17 protein-coding genes are annotated in these 20,983 nt (G+C 39.7%); 16 read left to right on the forward strand and 1 reads right to left on the reverse strand.

Annotated elements, in window-relative coordinates; translation table 11 throughout:
- Window positions 1-26: 26 nt before the first annotated feature.
- From GNY06_RS07155 to GNY06_RS07225, 15 genes are all read left to right on the forward strand, one after another.
- Window positions 27-575 carry an NADH-quinone oxidoreductase subunit B gene (locus GNY06_RS07155; RefSeq protein WP_166519434.1) on the forward strand — a complete coding sequence of 183 codons (549 nt, stop codon included), beginning with the start codon at window positions 27-29 and terminating at the stop codon, window positions 573-575.
- Between the two features lie 4 nt (window positions 576-579).
- Window positions 580-1,080, forward strand: a complete 501-nt coding sequence (locus tag GNY06_RS07160) for an NADH-quinone oxidoreductase subunit C (protein WP_176589993.1) — start codon at window positions 580-582, stop codon at window positions 1,078-1,080.
- Window positions 1,081-1,155: 75 nt separating this feature from the next.
- The gene (locus tag GNY06_RS07165; RefSeq protein WP_166519435.1) at window positions 1,156-2,379 is read left to right on the forward strand and encodes an NADH-quinone oxidoreductase subunit D; all 1,224 of its coding nucleotides are present in this window, start codon (window positions 1,156-1,158) and stop codon (window positions 2,377-2,379) included.
- A 97-nt stretch (window positions 2,380-2,476) separates the two neighbouring features.
- Complete coding sequence (locus GNY06_RS07170) at window positions 2,477-2,986, forward strand: NADH-quinone oxidoreductase subunit NuoE family protein (RefSeq protein WP_166519436.1); 510 nt, start codon at window positions 2,477-2,479, stop codon at window positions 2,984-2,986.
- 10 nt (window positions 2,987-2,996) lie between these two features.
- Window positions 2,997-4,355: an NADH-quinone oxidoreductase subunit NuoF gene (gene nuoF / locus GNY06_RS07175; RefSeq protein ID WP_166519437.1), complete on the forward strand. Its 1,359-nt coding sequence runs from the start codon at window positions 2,997-2,999 to the stop codon at window positions 4,353-4,355.
- A gap of 19 nt (window positions 4,356-4,374) precedes the next feature.
- A complete protein-coding gene (locus GNY06_RS07180) occupies window positions 4,375-5,229 on the forward strand; it encodes a hypothetical protein (RefSeq protein ID WP_166519438.1) in 855 nt (284 codons plus the stop codon).
- A 28-nt stretch (window positions 5,230-5,257) separates the two neighbouring features.
- Window positions 5,258-6,262, forward strand: a complete 1,005-nt coding sequence (locus tag GNY06_RS07185; RefSeq protein ID WP_166519439.1) for a 2Fe-2S iron-sulfur cluster-binding protein — start codon at window positions 5,258-5,260, stop codon at window positions 6,260-6,262.
- Window positions 6,259-7,293, forward strand: coding sequence for an NADH-quinone oxidoreductase subunit NuoH (gene nuoH, locus GNY06_RS07190; RefSeq protein WP_166519440.1), 1,035 nt, complete (start codon window positions 6,259-6,261; stop codon window positions 7,291-7,293). The genes GNY06_RS07185 and nuoH overlap by 4 nt, the downstream gene beginning before the upstream one ends.
- Before the next feature lie 26 nt (window positions 7,294-7,319).
- On the forward strand, window positions 7,320-7,859 hold the full coding sequence (locus GNY06_RS07195; protein WP_166519441.1) for a NuoI/complex I 23 kDa subunit family protein: 540 nt from the start codon (window positions 7,320-7,322) through the stop codon (window positions 7,857-7,859).
- A complete protein-coding gene (locus GNY06_RS07200) occupies window positions 7,859-8,353 on the forward strand; it encodes an NADH-quinone oxidoreductase subunit J family protein (RefSeq protein ID WP_166519442.1) in 495 nt (164 codons plus the stop codon). The genes GNY06_RS07195 and GNY06_RS07200 overlap by 1 nt, the downstream gene beginning before the upstream one ends.
- A gap of 1 nt (window position 8,354) precedes the next feature.
- A complete protein-coding gene (gene nuoK / locus GNY06_RS07205; protein WP_166519443.1) occupies window positions 8,355-8,687 on the forward strand; it encodes an NADH-quinone oxidoreductase subunit NuoK in 333 nt (110 codons plus the stop codon).
- A gap of 8 nt (window positions 8,688-8,695) precedes the next feature.
- Window positions 8,696-10,594: an NADH-quinone oxidoreductase subunit L gene (gene nuoL, locus GNY06_RS07210; protein WP_166519485.1), complete on the forward strand. Its 1,899-nt coding sequence runs from the start codon at window positions 8,696-8,698 to the stop codon at window positions 10,592-10,594.
- Window position 10,595: 1 nt separating this feature from the next.
- Window positions 10,596-12,089, forward strand: coding sequence for a complex I subunit 4 family protein (locus GNY06_RS07215; RefSeq protein ID WP_166519444.1), 1,494 nt, complete (start codon window positions 10,596-10,598; stop codon window positions 12,087-12,089).
- Window positions 12,090-12,100: 11 nt separating this feature from the next.
- Window positions 12,101-13,483 (forward strand): NADH-quinone oxidoreductase subunit N, encoded by a 1,383-nt coding sequence (locus GNY06_RS07220; RefSeq protein WP_166519445.1) that lies wholly within the window; start codon window positions 12,101-12,103, stop codon window positions 13,481-13,483.
- A gap of 153 nt (window positions 13,484-13,636) precedes the next feature.
- Window positions 13,637-15,922 carry a GAF domain-containing protein gene (locus tag GNY06_RS07225; protein WP_166519446.1) on the forward strand — a complete coding sequence of 762 codons (2,286 nt, stop codon included), beginning with the start codon at window positions 13,637-13,639 and terminating at the stop codon, window positions 15,920-15,922.
- A gap of 9 nt (window positions 15,923-15,931) precedes the next feature.
- On the opposite strand, the gene GNY06_RS07230 is transcribed toward GNY06_RS07225, so the two are convergent.
- Complete coding sequence (locus tag GNY06_RS07230) at window positions 15,932-17,107, reverse strand: Pycsar system effector family protein (RefSeq protein ID WP_166519447.1); 1,176 nt, start codon at window positions 17,105-17,107, stop codon at window positions 15,932-15,934.
- 25 nt (window positions 17,108-17,132) lie between these two features.
- On the opposite strand from GNY06_RS07230, the gene GNY06_RS07235 reads away from it, so the two are divergent.
- Entirely contained in the window at window positions 17,133-20,846 is a 3,714-nt protein-coding gene (locus tag GNY06_RS07235; protein WP_166519448.1) for a metallophosphoesterase, read from the forward strand.
- The last annotated feature ends 137 nt before the right edge of the window (window positions 20,847-20,983 follow it).

Raw genomic sequence — 20,983 nt, forward strand, 5'->3', positions numbered from 1 at the left:
TAAAGATTAAAAAAAACAAAAAAGAGATGTCAAAAGAAGTTAAAATGTTAGACACTCCACCTCCCGGTCATGCCGGAGAGGGTTTTTTCGCAACAAAATTAGAAAACCTGATCGGTATGGCTAGGGCCAATTCTCTATGGCCTCTTCCTTTTGCTACTTCATGTTGTGGAATTGAGTTTATGGCGATGATGAGCCCTACCTATGACCTGGCCCGCTTTGGGGCAGAGCGCATGGTCTTTTCACCCCGCCAAGCAGATGTATTATTAGTATGCGGAACTATTGCTAAAAAGCTAGCGCCTATTTTAAAAACCGTATATAGTCAAATGGCGGAACCCCGTTGGGTAATCGCTGTAGGAGCATGTGCTTCCAGTGGAGGAATATTCGATACTTATTCGGTTTTGCAAGGAATTGACAAAGTGATTCCTGTAGATGTATACGTACCGGGATGTCCCCCTCGACCTGAACAAATTTTGGAAGGGTTTATGCAAGTACAGGAAATCGCCAAAACTGAAAATCTTAGAAGACGGGAATCACCCGAGTATAGCGAATTATTAGAATCTTATAATATTAAATAGTCCTATGGAGCTGACCAATGAATTAGTACTCGAAGCCATTTCAAGAGAGTTTCCGGAAGCTGTAGTAGATTCGTCCACCCCTCACGGATTATTGACGATTGAATTAAAAAAAGAGGAAATAAAAAAAGTAATTCACTATTTGAAGGAGTCTTCTTATGAGTTCATTTTTCTAACAGACATTTGTGGTATTCATTACCCTGATGACAAGGAAAAGGAATTCGGGGTAATTTACCACTTACACAGTTTAATCAATAATTTCAGGCTAAGATTAAAAGCCTTTATTCCTAAAAAAAATGCTGAACTAGAAAGCATTACAAACCTTTACTCCGGAGCTAATTGGATGGAAAGAGAGACTTTTGATTTTTATGGAATCAAGTTTAAAGGCCATCCGGATATGCGCCCAATTCTCAATATGGAAGATTTAGGCTATCACCCCATGCTTAAAGAATATCGTTTGGAGGACGGTAGCCGTACCGATAAAAACGATGCAATGTTCGGGAGATAAAATTTGAAATTAGATATTTGATATTTGATGTTTAAAAAAATCTCAAATATCAAATCTCAAACAGGACCTCTAATTATGAAAGATAACAACTTATCAAATATACTTGGTCAATACGAGGAAAAAGAGCAAATCGATCAACAGCTCTATACCCTAAATCTGGGCCCCACTCACCCAGCAACACACGGTATTTTTCAGAACGTACTGACCATGGACGGAGAAAGAATTCTCCATTCAGAACAAACAGTGGGCTACATACACAGAGCTTTTGAAAAAATTGCGGAAAGAAGGCCCTACGCACAAATCACCACCTTAACCGACAGATTAAACTACTGCTCGGCACCTATCAATAATTTTGGATGGCACATGACAGTTGAAAAATTAATCGGCTGTGAAGTCCCTAAGCGCGTAGATTATATGCGGATCATTATGATGGAACTTGCCAGAATTGCGGACCACCTGGTATGTAATTCTGTTATCGGTGTAGATACCGGCGCTTTAACAGGCTTCACTTATGTATTCCAGATCAGAGAACAGATATACGATATTTACGAGCAAATTTGTGGCGCCAGAATGACCACTAACATGGGAAGAATAGGAGGATTTGAAAGAGACCTAAGTCCTAAGTTCCATGAATTACTTAAAGATTTTATTAAAACGTTCCCGCAGAAATTTGGTGAATTCCAAAGGTTGATGGAAAGAAATAGAATTTTTATGGATCGTACCATTGGTACAGGCCCCATCAGTGCAGAAAGAGCGCTAAATTATAGTTTTACAGGACCTAACTTACGAGCAGCAGGGGTAGATTACGACGTTCGAGTGGCACAGCCTTACTCTTCTTATAGCGATTTCGACTTCATCGTACCCGTAGGAACTGCAGGGGACACTTATGATAGATTTATGGTGCGTCAGGTGGAAATTATGGAAAGCTATAAATTGATTACAAATGCTTATAAAAACCTTCCAGAAGGATCTTATCATGCAGATGTACCAGATTTTTATCTCCCTGAAAAAGCCGACGTTTATACCAAGATGGAAGCCTTGATTTATCACTTTAAAATCGTAATGGGAGAACAAGACATTCCTTCTGGCGAAGTTTACCATGCAGTAGAAGGCGGCAATGGAGAGCTTGGTTTCTATTTGATGAGCGACGGAGGCAGAACCCCTTATAGGCTCCACTTCAGAAGGCCTTGCTTCATTTATTATCAAGCTTACCCTGAGATGATTCGAGGTTCCTTAATTTCGGACGCCGTTGTTACCCTAAGCAGCCTTAATGTGATCGCAGGAGAATTAGATGCATAAGATAAATCATTCTAGGAGATGTGATGGCAACTCTTAGGATTTAGACAATAAATAAAATCATTAGTAAGTTGTACTTTGTACAATAATACCACGTATTATGAGCGAAACAATTGCTTTTAAACCTGAGACTATAGAACAGGTTAACAAAATTATCGCCAGGTATCCTGAGGACAGACGTAAATCAGCTCTTATTCCCGTATTGCACATGGCTCAAAAGGAATTTAACGGCTGGCTGGATGTTCCTGTAATGGATTATGTTGCGGAACTACTAAATATAAAACCTATAGAAGTATATGAAGTGGCTACATTCTACACCATGTTCAATATGAAACCAGTAGGCAAATACGTATTGGAAGTATGCAGAACGGGACCTTGTATGCTGAAAGGAAGCGATGATATCCTGGATCATCTCCGAAAGACATTGAATATAAAAGATGGAGAAACGAGCTCAGATGGTCTGTTTACTTTAAAACCTGCAGAGTGTCTGGGGGCCTGTGGTTATGCGCCCATGATGCAGTTAGGAAAATTTTATCACGAAAATTTAACAAAAGAAAAGGTAGATGAAATTCTTGAACTTTGCCGTCAGGGAGCCATTGCCTTAGATTAAACACAATAAAATGAGTAAAAAACTTTTACTGAAGAACGCTCATATCGAAGGGATTCGCTACTTCGAAACCTACCGAAAACACGGAGGTTACGAAGCCGTAGAAAAGGCCTTAAAAATGACGCCTGATGAGATTCTGGAAGAAATAAAAACCTCTGGACTTAGAGGCCGTGGTGGTGCTGGTTTTCCTACGGGACTGAAGTGGAGTTTCTTAGCCAAACCAGAAGGTATTCCCAGACATTTAGTCGTAAACGCTGATGAATCGGAACCGGGGACTTTTAAAGACCGTTACTTAATGGAATTCATTCCTCACCTTTTAATAGAAGGGATGATCATTTCTTCTTTCTGTTTAGGCTCTAACACCTCCTATATTTATATCCGGGGAGAATATTCCTGGATTCCTGATATATTAGAACAAGCGATTGAAGAAGCAAAACAAGCGGGATTCTTAGGCAAAAATATTTTAGGAACAGGCTTTGATCTGGAAATCTATGTACATAGAGGAGCCGGCGCCTATATATGCGGAGAAGAAACTGCCCTATTAGAATCTTTGGAAGGTAAGCGCGGAAATCCTCGATTAAAACCACCATTCCCTGCTGTAAAAGGACTTTGGGAAAGACCGACCGTAGTTAACAATGTAGAATCTATTGCTGCTGTGGTTCCCATTATAAATATAACAGGTGCAGAATATGCCAAAATAGGTGTAGGACGCTCTACAGGAACAAAACTAATTTCCGCCTGTGGTAATATCAATAAGCCGGGGGTTTATGAAATTGATATGACCATTAGTGTCGAAGAATTTATATACTCCGATGAATATTGTGGGGGTATTGCCAATGGCAAAAAACTTAAAGCTTGTATTCCGGGGGGATCTTCGGTGCCTATTGTGCCTGCAAATCTTTTATTAAAAACCGTCAATGGGGAAACCCGTTATATGAACTACGAAAGTTTAGCCGATGGAGGATTTGCCACAGGGACTATGATGGGATCTGGAGGATTTATCGTCCTGGATGAAGACCAGTGTGTGGTAAAACACACCCTTACCTTGGCCAGATTTTACAACCATGAGAGCTGTGGTCAGTGTACGCCTTGCCGAGAAGGTACTGGCTGGATGTACCGCATCCTACAGAAAATTGAAAATGGACAGGGTAGCTTTGAAGATATTGACTTACTTTGGGATATTCAACGTAAAATTGAAGGAAACACTATTTGCCCACTCGGCGATGCTGCTGCATGGCCTGTCGCTGCAGCCATCAGGCATTTTAGGGATGAATTTGAATGGCATGTGAAAAATCCCGAACTTTGCTTAACACAAAACTACGGTCTGGCCCATTATGCCACACCCTTAACAGCGGTAGCTGAAATAGACTAACTAAAATGCTGAATTTACCATGAAGAAATTAATATTACTTTCCCTTTTCTCTACCCTGAGCAATTGGAGCTACAGCCAAACGCTATATCCTCTAGAAGCAAAAACTTCTATTGAAAATAAAAACCTCACCCGAAAGGGAGCGATATTTGCGTATTGGGGCTGGAACAGGGCTGCCTATAGCAATTCGGATATTCGCTTTAAAGGCGCTGATTACAACTTTATGTTGAAAAATGTAGTGGCTCACGATAGACAATCGGATATCTCATTTCATAATTATCTGGATCCAAGCCGTTTAACCATACCTCAAACCAATGCAAGAATTGCCTATTTTGTTAAAGATCATGTCGCTTTAGTTTTGGGATTGGATCACCTAAAATATGTCATGGATCAGGACCAAAAAGTGGGCTTTTCAGGTCATATTTCAGATCCTAAATATGCGAATATGGTGAAAAATGGACAGGTTGATCTGACAGATGAACAGTTCCTAAGCTTTGAGCATACCGATGGGCTCAACTATATCAATTTGGGACTGGAAGAGTATAAAACCCTGCTCCAATACAAAAAAATAGATCTGCTCTGGTCCTATGGTGCAGGTGCGGGCGTGCTGTTACCCAAGAGTAATGTGAAACTTTTTGGAAATGCAAGAAGCGATAGATTTCACTTAGCCGGCTTTGGACTGGATGCTAGAACCAGTATCAATATGATCTTCTGGAATCATTTAATGGCTAGATTAGAAGCCAAGTTCGGTTATATCAATATGCCGGATATCAAAACAACATTGAATAATAAACCCGACAAAGCTTTTCAAGATTTTGTTTTTGGACAAGTCAACTTTGGAATTGGGTATATTTTTCAGACAAAAAAATCAAAATAAAAACGCTTACAGCTTAAAGCGAAGAAATATGAGCGAAGAAATTAAAAAATTTAAAATCACCATCGACGGTCAGTCCGCCGAAGTTGCTCCGGGCACTACTATTTTAGAAGCAGCCAGAAAAATCGGTGGAAAATCTGTTCCACCCGCTATGTGCTATCACAGCAAACTGGAAAAAAGCGGTGGCCGTTGTAGGACTTGTCTTGTAGAAGTCTCCAAAGGATCCGAAGCAGACCCTCGCCCTATGCCAAAATTAGTAGCCAGCTGCCGTACAACGGTAATGGATGGCATGGAGGTTAAAAATTTAACTTCTCCAAAAACCCAAGAAGCAAGACATGCTGTAACAGAATTTTTATTAATTAATCATCCGTTGGACTGTCCAGTCTGCGATCAAGCCGGCGAATGCCACCTTCAGGATTTAAGCTACGAAAACGGACTTCAACAAACCCGTACAGAATTCGAAAGAAGAACTTTCGATGCGGATGATATAGGTCCTTATATTAAGTTGAATATGAACCGGTGTATCTTATGTGCACGTTGTGTTCTATTAGCCGATCAGTTAACCCCCGAGAGGGAACATGGCATTCTCTTCAGAGGCGATCATGCGGAGATATCCACCTATCTGAATAAAGCCTTGAATAACGATTTCATCGGAAATGTTATCGACGTATGCCCTGTAGGCGCCCTTACCGATAGAACTTTTCGCTTTGCAAGCCGTGTATGGTATACCAAGCCGATCAATGCGACTTGTAAATGTGAAAAATGTAATGGAAAAGCTGTACTGTGGATGAAGGGAGACGAAATTCTGCGGATTACGGCACGAAAAGATATCTATGGAGAAGTGGAGGATTTCATTTGTAACGATTGCCGTTTTGAAAGAAAAGAGCTTAAGTATTGGAATATTGAAGGACCAAGACATATCGACCGTCATTCCGTAATCTCCACCAATAAATACGGAAGTTTACAAAATTCGTATAAGCGCATAGAGACAGAAAGTGTAACAGAAATCGATAGCAACCACGAAAAACAATCATGACAAATATTCTTTTTACCACTATACTTATCCTTGTTCTATTTGTTTTATACATTGCCGTTGCCGCCTATTCTACGTGGGCAGAGCGCAAAGTAGCTGCAATTATGCAGGATAGGATAGGTCCCAACCGAGCAGGACCTTTTGGAATCTTCCAACCCTTAGCCGATGGAGGGAAACTTTTCTTTAAAGAGGAGTTTATGCCTAAGAACGCTGAAAAATTTCTATTTATACTGGCACCTGGTATCCTAATGTTCATATCCTTAGTCACAGGAGCAGTTATACCCTGGGGAAAATCTTTGAACATCGCAGGAGAATCTCTACCCGTACAAGTAGCTTCCATTGATGTGGGGGTACTTTTTCTTATCGGAATGGCGTCTACAAGTGTATATTCTATTATGATTGGAGGTTGGGCTTCTAATAATAAATTTTCACTTATTTCTGCTATACGGGCTTCCTCTCAGATGATTTCTTATGAATTGGGGATGGGGCTGGCCCTTTTATCCATTATTTTAATGAACGGCTCTCTGGATCTTCGTGTAATTACGGAAAATCAATCGGGATGGGGCGGAATGCAATGGAATATACTTTTTCAACCCGTCGCTTTTCTTATTTTCTTCGTATGTTCTTTGGCAGAGTGCAACCGCGCGCCTTTTGATTTAGCGGAATGTGAGTCTGAACTCATCAACGGGTTCCACACCGAGTACTCCTCTATGAAATTCGGACTTTTTTTATTCGCAGAATATGTTAATATGTTTATTTCCTCTGCTCTAATCGCTACTTTATTCTTTGGAGGATACAATTACCCCGGTATTCAATGGGTAGGCGAAAACTGGGGAGAAAACATCGCTGGAGTGCTCAGCATTATCGCCTTCTTGTTAAAAGCCTTCATCTTCGTCTTCATCTTTATGTGGATAAGATGGACCTTACCAAGATTCCGTTACGATCAATTAATGCACCTAGGCTGGAAATCATTTATCCCGATTGCCTTAATTAATTTATTGATAACCGGTGCCATTTTGCTTTTTGTAAACTAATTAAACATCTGCCAAAAAAAAATCGGATGAAACTAACGAATAGATCAAAAGTAGTCTCCAAAAAAGAGATGACTTTAGCCGAAAAAATTTATATCCCCGCCATAGTCAAGGGCATGGGGATTACACTAAAGCATGCCTTTCAAAAAAACAAGACCATCAGTTATCCTGAAGAGAAAAGGGTTTTTGCAAAAGTATGGCGTGGCCAGCATGTGCTCAAAAGAGATGATGAAGGAAGAGAAAGGTGTACGGCCTGCGGACTTTGTGCCGTAGCCTGCCCTGCTGAAGCCATCACCATGACCGCCGCAGAGAGGACTAAGGAAGAAAAACACCTATACCGCGAAGAGAAATATGCTTCCAAATACGAAATCGATATGCTCAGATGCATTTTTTGTGGTCTTTGTGAAGAAGCCTGCCCTAAATCGGCTATATACCTAACAGACAGACTTGTAAATACAGAAACCAACCGCGGTTCCTTTGTCTATGGAAAAGACAAATTAGTGGAAGATATGGATCAGCGTATCGATATTTCCGATCGTCAAAAAAAATCTTATAAACAACCAGAATAATGGAACAGTATATTTTTTATTTTGTAGCACTGTTAGCTTTAGTCAGCGCCATTTACATGGTTTTTGCCAAAAATCCGCTCTATAGCATTCTATCCCTGATTATCACATTTTTTTCTATTGCGGGAATGTATATCCTGCTCAACGCACAGTTTTTAGGTATTGTTCAAATCATTGTATATGCCGGGGCGATCATGGTTCTCTTCTTATATATTCTGATGATGCTGAACCTTAAATCAAAAGACGAATCTTATAAAAAAGGCTATATGAAGTTCATAGGAATTCTTTCGGCAGGACTTCTACTAACTGGATTATTAGGAGCCTACAGAGGCGTACAGGGCAGTGCACTGCTCCCCACTTCTGATCAGGGAGTAGGACTTACCCAAAACCTAGGAAAACTATTATTTAAAGAATATGTACTTCCTTTTGAATTAGCCAGTGTACTTATTCTGGCCTCTATCATCAGTGCAGTATTAATTGGTAAAAAAGATATATAAAATGGAAGAAGTAACGAATTCAATGTTACAGGCTGTCCCGATAGAACACTACATTATCTTGTGTAGTATATTATTCAGTCTCGGCGTTTTAGGCGTATTAATACGCAAAAATGCCATCATCATTCTTGGCTGTGTAGAGCTTATGCTAAACTCTGTAAATTTACTTTTGGCAGCTTTTTCAGCCTATAAAGGAGACGGACATGCTCAAGTACTGGTATTTTTTATTATGGTGGTTGCCGCTGCGGAAGTCGCTGTAGGCTTGGCCATATTAACCATGATGTATAGAAATACCCGCTCCGTAGATGTCAGCATGTTTAATAAATTAAAAGGATAAAAATGCAGATTGATAATTTGATTATAGCTCTACTTATTTTACCATTAATAGGATTTTTAATTAATGGCTTATTCGGAAAGCATTTACCTAAAGTATTAGTAGGTGGATTAGCAACCTTAATGGTGTTGGCCTCTTTTATCTTAGCTCTTTACATTTTTTCCGATTATACGGCACAAACTCCCATCAGAATAATCTCCCTTTATAAGTGGTTTGAGATTCATGGAGTGGCAGTTAACTTTTCATTACAAATAGACCAGCTCTCCTTGATGATGATTTTAATTATCACGGGAATTGGCTCATTAATACACCTGTATTCGATTGGGTATATGTGGCAAGATACAGGTTTTTACAAATTTTTTACTTATCTCAACTTATTTGTATTCTCCATGCTTTTATTGGTCATGGGAAGCAATTATTTAATCCTCTTCATAGGCTGGGAAGGTGTAGGTGTATGTTCTTACTTATTAATAGGCTTCTGGTATAGCAATGTCGAATATGGAAAAGCGGCACGCAAAGCTTTCATTATGAACCGTATCGGAGACCTTGCTCTACTCATAGGTATTTTTGCCATCGCATATGAAGTACATGCTGTCGACTACTTGAGTATTGCTCAGCACGCGCCTAAGTTTGAATATAACGGTATAGCCATTATTTTTATCACCACTTCCTTATTTATAGGAGCGATGGGAAAATCGGCACAAATTCCCTTGTTTACCTGGCTGCCGGATGCCATGGCGGGCCCTACCCCTGTGTCTGCTTTAATCCATGCTGCCACAATGGTTACAGCTGGTATTTACTTGGTGGTGCGCTCTAATTTTTTGTTTACCCTAGCCCCCAATACGATGGAATTCATTATGTATGTGGGTCTGCTCACCGCTTTGGTTGCCTCTTTTATCGCTTTAAGACAAAACGATATTAAAAAGGTATTGGCTTATTCTACAGTATCTCAATTAGGTTTTATGTTTATCGCCTTAGGTGCTGGTGCTTATACCACAGCAATGTTTCACCTGATGACACATGCTTTTTTTAAAGCCTTATTGTTCTTAGGTTCGGGTTCGGTGATTCACGCTATGGGAGGAGAGCAGGATATGCGACATATGGGAGGATTAAGAAAAAAAATCCCTCTCACTTACTGGACTTTTTTAATCGGCACGCTTGCCATTACAGGTTTCCCTTTTCTCTCGGGCATGATCTCCAAAGATGAGATTTTAACCGCCGCTTTTATTAAAAGCCCAGCTGTATGGTTTTTCACTTTTGTGAGCGCCACGATGACCGCTTGCTATATGTTTCGCCTGCTATACCTAACATTCTTTGGTGAATTTAGAGGTAGCAAAGAACAAGAACATCATCTCCATGAAAGCCCGCTGAGTATGACTTTACCCTTGGTTATCCTTGCTATTCTTTCCGTAATTGGCGGTTGTATTAACCTTCCGCATTTTATTGCGCATGAACATGCTCAACAATTGGCCCATTGGCTTCATGCCGTCATTATTTCGCCTGTTGAACGGCCAGAAATTAGTATGACCACAGAAATGATTTTACTCTCCTTAACGCTACTGATGTTCCTGATTGTCTGGATTATGCTAAGGCGCTTGTACGTCAATAAAAAGAAAATGGCATTACCGGAAAAAAAATATACCGGTTGGGAAAGGCTTTCTGCTCAAAAGTTAAAAATTGATGAAATCTACAATGCTATGATTATAAAACCTGTTGAAGGAATGGGAAAAGCAGCATCTATGTTTGATAAATCAGTCCTCGATCGTATCGTTGATTTTATTGCCTCGTGGGCAGAAGGTTCCGGAAAATCTTTTAAACGCCTTCAAAACGGAAATGTAGAAACTTATATGCTCATGATGTCATTGGCTGTGGGAATCATATTAATTATTAACTTTTTATTGAATTCATAAGATGTTATTAGCATTATTACTAATACCAGTGATCGGAGCTGCTCTGGTTTTCGCATGGAAAAGCCCCATGGCTAAATATTTAGCCCTTATTATCGCCTTACTCGAGATGGCTTTATCTTTTTTTATCCTCTCTGGGCTCGATTTTATACCTACGGTTAACGATCCACAATTACAATATCAGATCATTACTCCAGAATCTTCTTTCCTGAAAACTTCTCTACACTTGGGAATTGATGGTTTATCCATGTTATTTATTCTTTTAACCACTATCCTAACGGCTATCATTACCCTGTCATCCTTTAGCCAGTCCGTTCGTTATAAAAATACATTCTACGGACTTGTTCTATTGATGCAGTTTGGCTTAATAGGGGTTTTTACTTCCCTGGATGGATTATTGTTTTACGCTTTTTGGGAAATCACACTAATCCCCATCTGGTTTATATGTGGAATATGGGGTCAAGAAGATCAGAAAATTCGCTTTACCACTAAGTTTTTTGTCTATACTTTCGTAGGTTCACTCCTGATGCTCGGGGGTTTAATCTATGCCTATACACACGCGGCATCCTTTGCTCTTCTTGACCTGTACCATGCTGATTTGAATACCCCTCAACAAATTTTAGTGTTTTGGCTTATTTTTGCAGCCTTTGCGGTAAAATTACCCCTATTCCCTTTTCATACTTGGCAACCGGATACTTATACCTATGCCCCTACCGAAGGAAGCATGCTTCTCTCTGGTATTATGTTAAAAATGGCGGTATTTGGATTGGTAAGATATCTCCTCCCGATTACTCCTGCAGCTATTATAGGACTTTCGGGAAAAATCGTGCTGACCTTTGCGCTGATCGGGGTGGTATATGGCGCCTTAATCTCCATTGTTAAAAACGATATCAAAAGAATTATCACCTATTCTTCCCTCTCTCACGTGGGGCTTATCGTAGCCGGAATTTTCGCATCGACTCTCCTAACCCTCAATAAAGAATTCTCTACCGAGGGTGCAGAAGGGGCCATGGTACAATGCTTCGCACACGGAATTAATGTCGTAGGTTTATTCTATTGTGCCGATATTTTATATAGGAGATTCAAAACAAGAGATATTAGACAAATGGGTGGACTGGCTAAAGTAGCCCCTACATTTGCCATACTATTTTTGATTATTGTATTCGGAGCCATGGCTGTTCCTTTAACCAATGGATTTATCGGTGAATTTATCCTATTAAAATCGATTTTCGACTATAATACCACCGCGGTTGTTATCGCTGGTCTTACCATTATACTCTGTGCCGTATATATGCTCAGGATGTATGGAAAGGCTATGTTTGGAGAAGGAGATAAGATGGTCATGGCTAATAGTAAGGATCTGAACGGGGTAGAATTCTCGGTATTAGCCTCCCTGGGAGTATTTGTTATACTTCTGGGTCTATTCCCCAACAGTATCTTCGAGATGGTGCGTAGTTCTTTGGAGTTTATCTTCATATCGATGAATAGAATAAATTAATTGAAAGGAAAATGACAGTATTTATTATAATTTTCATAACAGCAGTTTGTGCACTTTTTGCGGGTGTTTTTAACCAAAGCAAGTTCTCTAGGTACATTGGGATTTTAGGTCTTTTAGTCGCTTTGTCGGTAAGCTATATGCCTGATGGTAATTTTTTCCTAAAATATAGCAATATGTATCGGTATGATGATACAGCTATATTGCTCAGTCAGATAGCCATTCTTATTACCTTATTCATCTTTTTCTTAGGGGGATTTGCGCTCAACAATCACAGGAGCCACCAATCCGAATTGTATGCATTAATGCTTTTATCCCTATGTGGGGGGATTATCTTATTCGGCTTTAGAAATCTGGTTACTTTATTTTTAGGTATTGAACTTCTATCCATTCCTTTATATGTTATGGCCGGTACCAGTAAAACAGATCTGCGTTCCATTGAGGCTTCTATGAAGTATTTTTTAACCGGCGCTTTTGCTACGGGTTTCCTGCTCTTCGGGATCGCGATGATCTTTGGAAGTACGGGGAGTTTTGATATTCAGGAAATTCTGCAATACAGTTTAATGTTTTCGAACAATCCCATGTTCATCCTCGGATTTATTCTGATGCTCTGTGCCATGGCTTTTAAAGCTTCTTTAGCCCCCTTCCATATGTGGAGTCCGGATGTCTACCAAGGGGCACCAACATTGATTACCCTCTTTATGGCAACGGTTGTTAAGATCGCTGCTTTTGGGGCATTGTTCAACTTAATGGTCATCACCTTTATGGGCGGCTACAGCAATTGGATAAATATTTTGGGTAGCTTTAGCATCATCACACTATTATTAGCCAATTGTATGGGTTTGGTGCAAACCAATATGAAACGTATGCTGGCTTATTCAAGTGTTTCACATGCAGGATACATCTCCCTTATCTTTTTTGGCATCAATGAATATTCTGTAGAAAAAATGGCTTTCTACCTCCTCTCCTACTCCATAGCCACCGTAGGTGTATTTCTAAGCCTACTATGGGTAGAAAAAGTAAAAAGAGATTTATCCTACAACGCTTTTAAAGGATTGGCTAAAGCAGAGCCTCTGTTAGCCATCGTTGCCAGTGTCTCCTTATTATCTATGGCAGGTATTCCTCTTACTGCAGGTTTTATGGGAAAATTCAGCTTATTTAGCCAAGCGATGAATAACGCGGCATTACTGGTATTTATTGCCATTCTGGGTTCTGCCTTAAGTATAGTTTACTACTTAAGACCTATTATCGCTATGTTTTTCTTTAATGAATGTACTTTTAAAACCAGTGAGAAAGTTAGCCTCACCTATAGTATTTTAGCTGTTGTCATCATTTTGTTCATCATTGCTTTAGGGGTCTATCCGGATTTTTTTAGTGCCCAGTTCAGAACTGTATAAAAACAAATTTTAGTATAAAAAGCCCCCAAAATTTGGGGGCTTTTGTATTTTAGAATATCCAAGCATCCCTTTATGTCATAGGCTATACTTTATTTAGTTTAGCCACGACAGTCTTAGCGTTAAATTCTTTATTATTGATTAAATTTGTACGAAATGTTCCAGACCAGAAAATCACCTTTTATACTCCGCATTGCATTTCATAAGTATTTTGAAGTGCTTGAGAATATTCGGGATCACCATCCGGAACCTTATCGCCGTGACTATGTAAGGGTTCTTCTGGAGAAAGCAGATAGAATTCCAGAACTGAGAACCGGATTTGAAGATCCGGAGATCATCTCTAAACATGAAGAACTCCTCCACTCCATCCTCAGCGATTTATTTCCAGAAGCCTTAACCTATTCCGAAATAAAAGCCGTTAGTATACCCTTTTTCAACATCACTTTTAATTATACTGAACGTTTTAAAAAATTACTCAAGGAAGCTGGTAAGAGTTTTGAAATTAAAATCCGGAATATCGACGATGATTATTTCTATATACTCAACTGTGTCGTTATTATCCATTCTTATTTTAAACGCGAAATTAAAGTCTCATCCCCTCTGTATTTTGATATTCCCGATAAAAGAGGTTTCATCCGGCATTATCGACTTTCCATTAATGCCGATTTTACCGAAACCATCCCTACAGACAAAGCCTATCTATTGAACGAACAGGAAATAGATTTACTCTTGGACAACTATGATAATATCGATTTATGGCGAGAAAAATTTCCATCCGATAGCTGGATTCTCAAAGGTTTTTTTGTGGTGAGCTTAACCGACGTGACCTCAGATTTTTCTCTTTCCGAACTGAAATCGAATCTTCTAAGCATAGATCCTGAAACCGGAACCTTAGATACAAGCCTTGAGCCTATCTTCAGTTCTTACTTCGAAATTCCAGATCTGAAAACAGGTTTTATGTTTTTTAATCAGGAACAACATAGGCTTGAAAAACTGGAGAATAACCGCGCTTTTTTCTCTAGCTCCGTTTTGGAATACCTCTATGAAAAAATGGATGCTAATACCATAGGTAAAGAAGCATACGAGGCCTTAGCCCATAGCAACAAACCTATTGTCATCTCCGATGTACATCAATATATCCGCCATATGGGCTACACCCACCTCACGGAATATTTTCTGAATAACCATGTGAAGAGCTTCGTGCTGATTCCCGTAGTAAAAGAGAAGAAGCTATTGGCCATTCTAGAGATGTCTTCTGGTATCAAAGGAGCTTTTAACAGTCTTAAAGTAAAGAAATTAGATTTTATCATCCCCTTTCTTCTCTTTACCATCAGCCGCTTTCACTATGAATGGCAAAATAAATTAGATGCTATTATTCAGCGGGAATACACGGCCCTGCACCCTAGTGTAGCATGGAAATTTAGAGAAGAAGCACAAAAAGCTTTTTTTAGTAGTTTTCGCCATGAAGAATACAGCCCTAAAGAAGTAGCCTTCAAACAGGTCTATCCTCTGTTTGGGCAAAGCGATATTAAAGACTCTTCCTATATAAGGAATAAAGCCCAACAAGAAGATCTCCTGGAACAACTGCATAGGCTTCTCTCTATTGCTGAAAATATAAAAGAAAATAAAAACGAAGGAAAAAAAATAATATTTGCCCTCAGAATTCTTATCGAAGAAGTGGAAGCTGGCTTAAAAACAGATACCGAACAGCGGGTACTACATTTTATTTCCAATGAAGCCCACCCCCATATAGAGCAGAACAGGCATCCCGAAATCAAAAATTATTTCCGTCTACTCGATCCTAACGGGCGGGGGATCTATAAGCGGAGGAAAGACTTTGATGAGACGGTAAGCGCCATTAACCAAAATTTTGCCAATATTTTAGAAAAAAGAGAAGCTGAGGCCCAACGTATCTTTCCTCATTATTTTGAACTTTTAAAAACAGATGGAGTAGAACACAACATCTACATTGGCCAGTCTATTTGCCCTACGAAAAAATTTTCAAAAAAAAATCTAAAACACCTTAGATATTGGCAATTGGAAACCATATGTGAAATAGAACGCTCCCATCAATCTCTAAAACACAGCTTACCCTACCCTCTCAATATTCATTCCCTGGTACTGGTTTTTAATATGCCCTTATCCATACGTTTTCGCATGCACGAAAAACGCTTCGATGTAGATGGCGTTTATAATTCTCGCTATGAAGTCATAAAAAAACGCATCGATAAAGCCTATGTCAGCAATAGCACAGAAAGAATTACACAACCTGGAAAAATATGCATTGTATATTCTTCACAAGAGGATGAAAAAGAATACTATACCTACTTACAAAAACTCCAAAGAAAAGGCTATGTCGCTTCGCTGATTGAAATTTTAGAGATCGAAGAACTCCCCGGCGTAAACGGATTAAAAGCTCTAAGAGCAAGCTTTATATACTAAGGATCTTATCTAGATCGTCCAAAAAGCAATCACAAAGGCGATGACAGAAGTTATGATACCCAACATAAAAATTTTATAGGTGATGCTCAACAAACGGTATTTGCGATTAAGTACGACACCCAGGTAATATAAATCGCGGATCATAGCATCATAAAGATAATCCCGATCTTGCATCATCTCCTTTACCAAAAATTGATAATGCTCCAAAGGCATTTTATAGAAATTACCAAAGAATAATAAATTCACCTTGTGATCCTGTAGATCCTGTTGGGTAAAATCTCCGCTGGTGACCTTAGGTTTGGTAGATAATATCGCAAATACAATTGTAATGACGCTAAAAAAAAGCAAAATAAAGGTAGGCCATACCAAATGTGCATTTTTAGGGGCATCCAATTTGGGGAGTAAAGTAGATAAAGCTATCGAGATGATAATAGCGTTTACGGAAAGTAAAATATTGGCTTTACTATCTGCAATATCACTAAGTCTCGTATGATTATTAAGCGTAATGCGAAACATAGTATCTATACTACGATCGGATTTTACGCCTTTTTTCTTGAATTCTTTAGAACCTAGGTTCTTTTTTTCCTTTTCTGTTTCCTCTTGCTGTATCACGCGCTCAATTTTATAAAGGTTTTTTTCTTTTAGGGGATTCCAGTTTTTCTTAGCATAATCGGTATTAAACTGATGGCTTATAAAAAATTCCCTATTCTCCAATGCCCAATCTCTTTTACCCAAATCTTTGTTTTGGGTCATCTTCCATTCCTTTCTTAACCGCTCAGAATAAGTAAAGTAATCTTCACTGGCCAAATGACTACAATCCGCATCACAAATAATTTTCTCCAATATACCCTGTGGTGGCGTGCATAATTTTGTCACCATAATCAGCGCTTTCACCCGGGCAATAAAATCATCCTCCATACCTTCAGCGCTTAAAAAAGCCTCAGCGATCTCACAACTTTTCTCCTCATGTCTATGGGTGTCTTCCAGATAGCCACTATCGTGAAACCAACACGCCGTTAATAATATTTCAGTCTCTCTCTCATTTACATTTTCCATCTTTGCGAGCATTCGTGCGTGGTTTACAACCTCATAGGTATGCTGATAATTATGGTAAAGAAATGCAGAAGATAACTTATCTTTGAACAAGTCCAGAATAAAAGAACCTGCTTTTTGGATTAAAGTCATTTTGTTAGATTTGGTACGTAAAATTATGCATTTCAAAGTTTATATTCCAAAAAATACACACCTCTATTTTTTAAGCCTTTTCATGATGTGCATGGCCCTGCAGTCCTGTGCCTCCTATGGCATACAAAAAGGAAAAAATTTGTCCGAAACCTCTCCTATAGATTCCTCACATGTGCTCCACCAATTTTTTCTTATAGGTGGCACCGGCAATGCCGAGGAAGCTCGAAGTGAGCACAACCTAAACTTATTACAAAAGCGACTCAAGCATGCAGGTGACGCTTCCACCTTACTCTTCCTGGGAGATAATATCAACCCTCGAAGCCTTCCCTCTAAAAAGGAGATGACCTATGATGAGGCCAAAATGAAATTGGAAACCCCCTTAAAAATATCAAAAAATTTTAAGGGCAACACGATTTTCATTCCAGGAAATCATGACTGGAAATGGGGGATTAGCGGGCTACAGGCACAAGAAAAAGCCGTTAAAGACTATACCCAGGATAAAAAATCCTTCCTCCCTCGGAAAGGCTGCCCTATTGAGCAGCTCAAAATGGGAAACGACCTGGGCCTGATCGCTATCGACAGTGAATGGTATTTACAAAACTGGAATTTACACCCACACATCAATGCCGACTGCTCTGTTAAAAGCCGTGAAAATTTTTTCGAAACTTTAAAAGATATCCTCAATAAAAACCAACAAAAAACCCTTGTAGTGGCCCTGCATCATCCCCTGATCAGCAGAGGATCCCATGCGGGTTATTACGGATGGAAAAACCATCTATATCCCTTTGGCCATAAATTTCCCCTTCCACTGATGGGTTCTTTCATCAATATTTTGCGTTCTGCCTCTGGCTTCAGTGCACAGGACCTGAATAACAAAGCTTATACCGCCTTTGTAAAGCGCATTAAGAGCATGGTACAAAATAACACCAACCTCATCTTTGTCTCGGGACACGAACATAGCCTCCAATATCTGGAAGAAAAAAACATCCGACAGATTATCAGCGGCGCGGGTTCTAAAAAAGAAGCTGCCAAAGCAGCCGCTTCTAATGATTTTAGCTTTGGAGGCTATGGTTATGCCATTTTATCCCTCCATCAAAATGGCGGAGCAGATGTGGCCTACTACAGTACAGAAGGTTCTACCGAAAAACTATTGACTAGGATTAAGGTATTGGACCCGTCTAGATCTTTACTTGGGGGAAATAAAACCGAAAATTTTCCAGATAGTATTAAGACTTCCGTATATCCTGCTGCTTTAACTAAAAAATCCAAAGTCTATACCTGGCTCTGGGGAAAACATTATAGAAAATATTACAGCCTGCCTATACAAGCAAAAACTGGCCGCTTAGACAGCCTTAAAGGAGGGCTTAGCCCTGTTCGTGCAGGCGGCGGCAATCAGTCCAATTCCCTACGTTTAATCGCAGACAACCAACAGGAATATGCCATGCGGGGCATTAAGAAAAGCGCCATACGCTTTCTCAATGCTGTAGCTTTTAAAAATGAGACCTTCGGTAGTGAGTTAGAAGGTAGTTTTACCGAGAAATTTCTATTCGATTTTTATACCACGGCTCACCCCTATACTCCTTTTGGAATAGGTAATCTTTCAGAAAAAATCAATATTTATCACGCTAACCCGCTTCTATACTATATTCCAAAGCAAAAAAAACTAGAAAGCTTCAACAAAAACTATGGAGACGAATTGTATATGATGGAAGAGCGCTTCTCGGGTAGCCCCGAAGATCTGAAACTTCTCGGAGGTGCCACCCAGACACTCAATACGGAGCAAATGATGAAAAACCTGCGAAAATCCGAAAAATATAGGGTAGACATCCAAAGCTACATCCGAGCACGCCTTTTCGATATGCTTTTAGGCGACTGGGACAGACACGCCGATCAGTGGCGGTGGGCAGAGTACAAAAGAGGCGATAGCATCTCGTACAAACCCATTCCTAAAGATCGTGACCAAGCCTTCAGTAAATACGATGGTATTCTACTGAAAATCATTATGCAAATGCCCCCACTACGCCATATGCAGAGCTTTAAAGAAAAGATACGAAATATTAAATGGTTTAACAGAGAACCCTATCCTCTGGACTTGGCTTTACTAAAAACCGCTACCCAAGAAGACTGGCAAAAAGAAGCAAAATACATCCAGCAACAGCTCACCGACGAAGCCATAGAACACGCTTTTGATCATCTGCCACCAGAAGTGCAAGACGCTACCTTAAAAGACATTCAACAAAAACTAAAAATAAGAAGAAATAAAATAAACCAATATGCCAAAGCCTATCACCGGTTTTTAGAAAAAACTGTGGTACTGGCCGGAACGGACAAGGAGGACAGATTTGTAATCCGAAAAGAAAAAAATAAAATACTCCTCTCCCAATACCGCATTAAAAAAGGAGGCGATCAGTTGATCTTTCAAAGGTTATACTCCCCAGATAAAACCAAAGAAATATGGGTATATGGACTAGATGGTGATGATGTGTTTGAAGTATCGGGAAAAGGAAATACTGGGATAAAAATAAGATTGATCGGCGGACCAGACCACGACACCTACCGTATAGAAGACGGAAAAAACATCAGCCTATATGATTTTAAATCCCTGAATAATACCTATGCGATTAAAGGCTCGGTAAAGCGAAATATAAAAGACGATTACCAAGTCAATACCTACCACTATAAAAAGCCCCAATACAATTTCTGGATGGCTTATCCACAAATGGATTACAATCCAGATGATGGAATTAAAACTGGTGCTTCTACCAGCTATACTCACAATGGCTTTCACCAGAATCCGTTTACCTCGCAACAACGATTCAAAACTTATTATGCTTTTGCTACCCAGGGTATAGAACTGATGTACGAGGGGGTTTTTCCAGATGCAATCGGAGCCTGGGCCCTACATCTAAATACCCGATTTGCCACCCCCAATTTTTCACAAAATTACTTTGGCTTCGGTAACCATACCCCCAATCCAGAGAAAGAACTCGGTAAAAACTACAATCGGGTGAGGATACAACAACTCCAAATACAAACTTCGCTCTCTAAAAAAAGTTTCTCGGGCATAACCCAAGCATTGGAATTGAGTTATGAAGATTATAGGGTGCAGTATACCCCAAACCGATTTATTACCCAGTCTGCACTTATCCCTGCCAAAGTCTTTAACAGTCAGCGGTTTTGGGGAGCTCAATATCGCCTGAGCTACGATCACAGCGATCATCCCGCTTTTCCCACTATGGGATTCGGTTTTGAGGCCTCCGCCGCATGGAAAATGAACCTAGAAGACCCACATCGAAATTTTATGACTTATTCTGCACGTCTAAACCTTACCCATCGCATCGATGCTGCAGGGCGTTTCGTACTGGCCAGCAGAATACAGGTAAAATACATCAACAATTCGCATTACGATTTTTTTCAGGGAGCCGACTTAGGAGGTAATGATAACCTCAGATCCTTCAGAAACAATAGGTTTATGGGCCGTTCTTCCATCTTTCAAAGCAGTGATCTTCGCTGGAATTTTGGTCGCCTAAAAAACAGCATCATGCCGGTGAATTTCGGGATGCTACTAGGTTATGATTATGGACGGATATGGCTGGATCACGAATATTCCAGAAGGTGGCACCAGTCTGTAGGCGGCGGTATCTGGCTCAGTATCTTAGAAGCCTTTTCCGCACGGGTTACCTATTTTCAAGGTAGCGATGGAGGCCGGCTTTCTGCAGGTTTAGGATTCAGATTTTAAAATTATTATTACAAACTTATTTTTTTTAATGATATTGTTATAATAGTATTTTATTTTTCATTATATTAGCGTATACTATGTAATAAAAACCAATTGCCAACATCTTCTTTTTTCGATACCCACCCCTCTTATTAACT

The sequence above is a fragment of the Elizabethkingia argenteiflava genome (genome assembly GCF_009904105.1).
Classification (GTDB): Bacteria; Bacteroidota; Bacteroidia; order Flavobacteriales; family Weeksellaceae; genus Elizabethkingia; species Elizabethkingia argenteiflava.